This is a genomic window from Nonomuraea aridisoli (genome assembly GCF_003236395.1).
In the GTDB taxonomy this organism is placed as follows: Bacteria; Actinomycetota; Actinomycetes; order Streptosporangiales; family Streptosporangiaceae; genus Nonomuraea; species Nonomuraea aridisoli.
Genome location: NZ_POUD01000446.1, coordinates 1 through 4,363, shown reverse-complemented (window position 1 = coordinate 4,363; position 4,363 = coordinate 1). Strand labels below are relative to the sequence as shown.

Sequence of the window (4,363 nt, the reverse complement as noted above, 5' to 3'; positions counted from 1 at the left end):
AGATGTGTATAGGAGACAGGGCGGGAGGTGGGCGCGCCCGCGGGGGCGCTGGTGCGGGTGGATTCGCCGGGTGAGGACGCCGAGGTCGACGCGCTGCTGCGGGGGCCCGGCGATCCGGCGCGGGTCGGCGGGAGCGCGGCCTGGTACAAGGCGTTCGCCGCCGGCCTGGAGCGGGTGGCGGCGCTCGCCGGCGTGCGGATGCTGGGGGACGTCGGGGAGATCTTGACCATGTTCGACAAGCGCCGCTGCCATGCGGTGCTCGCGGCGGCCGGGGTTCCGGTGCCGGAGGCGTTCGAGGCGGTGTCGTACGCCGATCTGCGCGACGGCATGGCGGCGCGCGGCTGGGCCCGGGTGTTCGTCAAGCCGGCCCACGGCTCGTCGGCGTCCGGGGTGATCGCGCTGCAGGCCCAGGGCGGGCGGGTGCACGCCGTCACGTCGGCCGCCTGGATCGGCGCGACGCTGTGCAACTCACTGCGGGTCCGCACCGTGACCGACGAGGCGGAGCTGCGGCGGCTGGTCGACCACCTGGCGCCCGACGGGCTGCACGTCGAGCGCTGGTTCCCGAAGGCGTCGCTCGGCGGGCGGGCGTTCGACCTGCGGGTGGTCACCGTGGCCGGCACGCCGACGCACGCCGTGGTGCGCACGAGCCGTACGCCGATGACCAACCTGCACCTCGGCGGCGCGCGCGGCGACCTCGGCGCGGTGCGGTCGCGGGCCGCGCTGTGGGAGCGGTTGACCGAGGCGTGCGCGCGGGCCGCCGCCTGCTTCCCGGGCAGCCTGGCGACCGGGGTCGACGTGATGGTGGGCGCCGACTGGCGGTCGGTGGCGGTGGCCGAGGTGAACGCGTTCGGCGACCTCCTGCCCGGCTTGGGGGATTTTTCCGGAAATAGCAGGACTACGTATGACGAGCAGGTCGAGGCGGTCCTCCGTGAACATGCGTGAGATCGTCGGCAGCCACGACATCCTCCTCGTCACGCTCGACACCCTGCGCTACGACGTGGCCGCCGCGCTGGCCGAGGCCGGCGAGCTGACCGGCCTGCTGCCGCCGGGTGCGCGCTGGGAGCGCCGCCACACCCCCGGCAGTTTCACCTACGCCGCCCACGCCGCCATGTTCGCCGGTTTCCTGCCCACGCCGGTCACCCCGGGGCCCCACCCGCGGCTGTTCGCGGCCACGTTCCCCGGCAGCGAGACCACGGCGGAGCACACCTGGGTGTTCGACGCGCCCGACCTGCCCGCGGGGCTCGCCCAGGCCGGCTACCACACGGTCTGCATCGGCGGCGTGGGCTTCTTCAACAAGCTGACGCCGCTCGGCACGGCGCTGCCCGGCCTGTTCGCCGAGAGCCACTGGGAGCCCGAGTTCGGCGTGACGAGCCCCGCCTCGCTGGAGCACCAGATCGACCGCGCCGCCGAGGTGCTGCGCGACCGCGAGGAGCCGGTGTTCCTGTTCGTCAACGTCTCGGCGCTGCACCAGCCCAACCACTTCTACCTGCCCGGGGCCGCCGGCGACTCGCTGGAGAGCCACGCCGCCGCCCTGCGCTACGTCGACCGGCACATCGGCCGGCTCTACGCGCTGATGTGCCGCCGCCGTCCGTGCCTGGTGATCGTCTGTTCCGACCACGGCACCGCGTACGGCGAGGACGGCCACGTCGGCCACCGGATCGGCCACGAGGTCGTCTGGACGGTCCCCTACACCGAGTTTCTCCTGGAGCGACATGCGGCCCTATGAGGGTTACGTCTACGCCTATCCGCACAAGACCGCCTACCGGCCGCTCGACCCGCGCCCGCATCTGAAGGAGGTCTGGGCCGGCGAACGCCCCGGGGCGCTCTACGTGCACATCCCGTTCTGCGAGATGCGCTGCGGCTTCTGCAACCTGTTCACCCGCACGGGCGCGCCGGAGGAGCTGGTCGGGGCCTACCTCGACACCCTCGAACGCCAGGCGCGGCAGGTGCGCGACGCGCTGGAGGAGACCGCGTTCACCACGGCGGCCTTCGGCGGCGGCACGCCGACCTACCTCAGCGCCGGCGAGCTGGAGCGGCTGTTCGACCTGACCGAGCAGGCGATGGGCGTCGACCTGGCGCGCGTCCCGCTGTCGGTGGAGACGTCCCCCGCCACCGCCACCCCCGACCGCCTGTCCGTGCTGGCCGGGCGCGGCACGTCGCGGGTCTCGATCGGCGTGCAGAGCTTCGTGGACGCCGAGGCCCGCGCGGCCGTGCGCCCGCAGAAACGCGCCGAGGTGGACGCGGCGCTCGACACGATCAGGGAGTCCGGCGTGCCGGTGCTCAACATCGACCTGATCTACGGCATCGACGGCCAGACCCCGAGCTCGTGGCTGTACTCGCTCGACACGGCGCTCGGCTGGCGTCCCGAGGAGCTCTACCTGTACCCGCTGTACGTCCGGCCGCTGACCGGGCTCGGCAAGCAGGGCCGGGCGTGGGACGACCAGCGGCTGGAGCTCTACCGGCTGGGCCGCGACCATCTGCTGGCCGCCGGGTACGAGCAGGTCTCGATGCGCATGTTCCGCCTGCCGGGCTCCGGCGCGTCCGGCGGCGACTACTGCTGCCAGACCGACGGCATGGTGGGCCTCGGCTGCGGGGCGCGGTCGTACACGAGCGGGCTGCACTACTCCTTCGAATACGCCGTCGGCGCCCGCCACGTCCGCTCGATCATCGACGACTACGTGGCGCGCGACGACTTCGACGTGGCGAACGTCGGCTTCGTCCTCTCCCCCGGCGAGCGCAGGCGACGGCACCTGCTGCAGTCGTTGTTGCGGGCGGAGGGCATGTCGCGGCGGCTCTACGCCGACCGGTTCGGCACGGACGTGCTCGACGACTTCCCCCTGAGCGAGTTCCGCGCGTGGCTGACGATCTCCGACGAGACCGTGTCGCTCACGCCGGAAGGGCTCGCCCACTCCGACGCGATCGGGCCGGCGCTCTTCTCGCCCGAGGTGCGCCGGCTCATGGAGACGTACACGGCATGCTGACCATCCTCTACCGCGGGCCGCTCGCGAGTTGCGACTACGACTGCGCCTACTGCCCGTTCGCCAAGCGCCGCGACACGCCGGAGCAGTTGCGCGCCGACCGGGCCGCGCTGGAGCGGTTCGCCGGCTGGGTGGCGGCGCAGGAGTCGCCGATCTCGATCCTGTTCACGCCGTGGGGCGAGGGCCTGGTCAGGTCGTGGTACCGGCGCGCGCTGGTGGAGCTGTCGTGGCTGCCGCACGTCGCGAAGGTCGCGATCCAGACGAACCTGAGCTGCCGTACCGAGTGGTTGTCGCAGGCGTCGGAACGGGCGGCGCTGTGGGTGACGTACCACCCGACGCAGGTGCCGTACGAGCGGTTCGTGGCGAAGGTGCGCTCCCTTCCGGTACGCCACAGCGTCGGCATCGTCGGCGACCCGGCGCACCTGCCGCACGCGCGCCGGCTCAGGGCCGATCTGCCGCCGGAGACGTACGTGTGGGTGAACGCCGAGGAGGGCCGCCTCTACACCGACGCCGAGGCGGCCGAGTGGGCGGCGATCGACCCGCTCTTCTCCTACAGCCGCTTCCCGCACCGCAGCGCCGGGCTGCCCTGCCGCACCGGCGACAGCGTGATCTCCGTGTACGGCGACGGCACGGTCCGCCGCTGCCACTTCGTCCCGGAGGTCCTGGGCAACCTGTACGACGGGTCGTACCGCGCGGCCCTGCGTCCCCGCCCGTGCCCGGCCACGGCCTGCGACTGCCACATCGGCTACGTCCACCTGGAGCCGCTCGGCCTGTACGACGTCTTCACCGGCGGCATCCTCGAACGCATCCCCCGCACTCCCTGATCCAGGGGGGTGCGGGGAGGCGGCGGGTCAGGTTTCGCGTCGGGGGTGGTAGTCCTCCTCGGTCGTCCCGAACGTCCAGGCGACGCCCTGACGGGCCCGCTGGACCCACGGCGGGACGCGCAGGAAGTAGGTGCGGCGGGTGCCGTCGGGCTCGGGTGTGGAGTTGACCACCTCCACCATGACCAGCGGCTCGTCGCCGGGCAGCTCGATCCGCCACAACACCCCGGTCTCGTCGGAGTGAACCGGCCGCGCTCCGGACTCGGCCAGGTAGCGGTCGAAGCCGAAGTGCTCCAGCATGACGCGGCGCAGCTCGGCGTTCGGCTCGTTGCGGATGCGTTCGGGGGTGAGGTCGCCCAGTGTGGCCCCGAACCCGGCGGGGACGGGCATGCCGTGCCAGGCGTGCAGGGCGAACCCGTCGGCGTACGCCAGCGCCGGGCCGTCGCCGCGATGCAGCCTCCCCATGTCATCGAGGTGCAGCTCGACGGGCCGGCGCGTGACGATCGCCAGCCGCTCGTACGGCCACCACCACCCGGCGCTCTCCGCCACCCGCCGGAGCCCCGC

The 4,363-nt window shown here is 73.0% G+C and carries 5 protein-coding genes; 4 read left to right on the top strand and 1 reads right to left on the bottom strand.

Annotation, left to right across the window (positions count from 1 at the left end; all coding sequences use genetic code 11):
* Positions 1 to 27 precede the first annotated feature (27 nt).
* Genes C1J01_RS46460 through C1J01_RS46445 form a run of 4 tightly spaced genes read left to right on the top strand, consistent with a single transcriptional unit; the run spans position 28 to position 3,802 of the window.
* Complete coding sequence (locus tag C1J01_RS46460; protein WP_111185383.1) at positions 28 to 942, top strand: STM4014 family protein; 915 nt, start codon at positions 28 to 30, stop codon at positions 940 to 942.
* The gene (locus C1J01_RS46455) at positions 935 to 1,726 is read left to right on the top strand and encodes an STM4013/SEN3800 family hydrolase (protein WP_111185382.1); all 792 of its coding nucleotides are present in this window, start codon (positions 935 to 937) and stop codon (positions 1,724 to 1,726) included. Before C1J01_RS46460 ends, C1J01_RS46455 begins: the two co-directional genes overlap by 8 nt.
* On the top strand, positions 1,713 to 2,981 hold the full coding sequence (locus C1J01_RS46450) for an STM4012 family radical SAM protein (RefSeq protein ID WP_111185381.1): 1,269 nt from the start codon (positions 1,713 to 1,715) through the stop codon (positions 2,979 to 2,981). The genes C1J01_RS46455 and C1J01_RS46450 overlap by 14 nt, the downstream gene beginning before the upstream one ends.
* Positions 2,975 to 3,802 carry an STM4011 family radical SAM protein gene (locus tag C1J01_RS46445; protein WP_111185380.1) on the top strand — a complete coding sequence of 276 codons (828 nt, stop codon included), beginning with the start codon at positions 2,975 to 2,977 and terminating at the stop codon, positions 3,800 to 3,802. The genes C1J01_RS46450 and C1J01_RS46445 overlap by 7 nt, the downstream gene beginning before the upstream one ends.
* 27 nt (positions 3,803 to 3,829) lie before the next feature.
* Here the strand turns inward: C1J01_RS46445 and C1J01_RS46440 are convergent.
* Positions 3,830 to 4,363, bottom strand: a 534-nt coding sequence (locus C1J01_RS46440; protein ID WP_369122772.1) for a DUF6745 domain-containing protein, incomplete at its 5' end; no start/stop codon positions are given.

What these genes read in the sequence shown, in the direction of transcription:
- C1J01_RS46455 (WP_111185382.1), top strand. Translation starts at nt 935, where the DNA reads ATGCGTGAGATCGTCGGCAGCCACGACATCCTCCTCGTCACGCTCGAC.
- C1J01_RS46450 (WP_111185381.1), top strand. Translation starts at nt 1,713, where the DNA reads ATGCGGCCCTATGAGGGTTACGTCTACGCCTATCCGCACAAGACCGCC.
- C1J01_RS46445 (WP_111185380.1), top strand. Translation starts at nt 2,975, where the DNA reads ATGCTGACCATCCTCTACCGCGGGCCGCTCGCGAGTTGCGACTACGAC.